This window comes from Mycobacterium sp. 1482292.6 (assembly GCF_001672995.1).
In the GTDB taxonomy this organism is placed as follows: Bacteria; Actinomycetota; Actinomycetes; order Mycobacteriales; family Mycobacteriaceae; genus Mycobacterium; species Mycobacterium europaeum_A.
In genome coordinates, this window is the sequence record NZ_LZKV01000056.1 from 1 (window position 1) to 1,306 (window position 1,306).

Consider the following 1,306-nt stretch of genomic DNA (forward strand, 5'->3'; position numbering starts at 1 on the left):
CGGCGATGGCGCACCTGCGGGGCACCACCCAGAAGGCCAGCCGGATCCGTCAGATCACCGCGAACAAAACCCGCGAATCCCTGCAGGCCACAGCGCAACTCACCCAGACCCACGAGGTCGACATGACCAAGCTGGTGGGGTTGCGGGCCAGGGCCAAGGCGGCGTTCGCCGAGCGCGAGGGCGTGAACCTGACCTTCCTGCCGTTCATCGCCCGGGCGGTGATCGACGCGCTGAAGATCCACCCCAACGTCAACGCGAGCTACAACGAGGACACCAAGGAGATCACCTACTACGACGCCGAGCACCTCGGCTTCGCGGTCGACACCGAACAGGGTCTGCTCTCCCCCGTCGTGCACAACGCCGGCGACCTGTCGCTGGCCGGGCTGGCCCGGGCGATCGCCGACATCGCCGCGCGCGCCCGCTCGGGCAACCTCAAACCCGACGAGCTGTCCGGCGGCACCTTCACGATCACCAACATCGGCAGCCAGGGCGCGCTGTTCGACACCCCCATCCTGGTTCCGCCGCAGGCCGCCATGCTGGGCACCGGCGCCATCGTCAAGCGGCCGCGGGTGATCGTCGACGAGTTCGGCAACGAATCCATCGGTGTCCGCTCGATCTGCTATCTGCCACTGACCTATGACCACCGGCTGATCGACGGCGCAGACGCCGGCCGCTTCCTCACCACCATCAAGCACCGTCTCGAAGAGGGCGCGTTCGAGGCCGACCTCGGCCTGTAACGAAGGACAATCGAACGTGGCTCGCGCCGGCCAGCAGGCCCTCATCGCTATTGCGGGTTCGTCCGGCCTGATCGGTTCGGCCCTGGCCGCGGCCCTGCGCGCGGCCGATCACCGGGTGTTGCGCATCGTGCGCCGCGCACCGGCGAATGCCGATGAGCTGCACTGGAATCCCGAGAGCGGCGATTTGGATCCCGACACGCTGACCGGCGTCGACGCCGTCGTCAACCTGTGCGGCGTCAATATCGGCAAGCGGCGATGGTCGGGCGCCTTTAAGCAGAGCCTGCGCGACAGCCGCATCGCCCCCACCGAGGTGCTGGCGCACGCCGTCGCCGACGCGGGGGTGGCGACCCTGGTCAACGCCAGCGCGGTCGGCTTCTACGGCAACACCAAGGACCGCGCGGTCGACGAAAACGACCGTGCGGGAACGGGTTTCCTGGCGCGGCTGTGTGAGGACTGGGAGGCCGCCACGCTGCCGGCCCAGTACGGCGGCGCCCGGGTGGTGCTGGCCCGCACCGGGCTGGTGTTCTCCCCCGCGGGCGGCGTGCTGGGCCGGCTGCGGCCGTTGTTCC

General features: G+C 69.4%; 2 protein-coding genes. Both read left to right on the forward strand.

Going from position 1 to position 1,306, the window contains the following annotated elements; all coding sequences use genetic code 11:
- The coding region (gene sucB / locus A5624_RS05070) for a 2-oxoglutarate dehydrogenase, E2 component, dihydrolipoamide succinyltransferase (protein WP_066862530.1) at nt 1-737 on the forward strand (737 nt) is incomplete at its 5' end.
- Between the two features lie 16 nt (nt 738-753).
- Nucleotides 754-1,306: NAD-dependent epimerase/dehydratase family protein (locus A5624_RS05075; protein ID WP_156748822.1), on the forward strand; the 553-nt coding region annotated here is incomplete at its 3' end.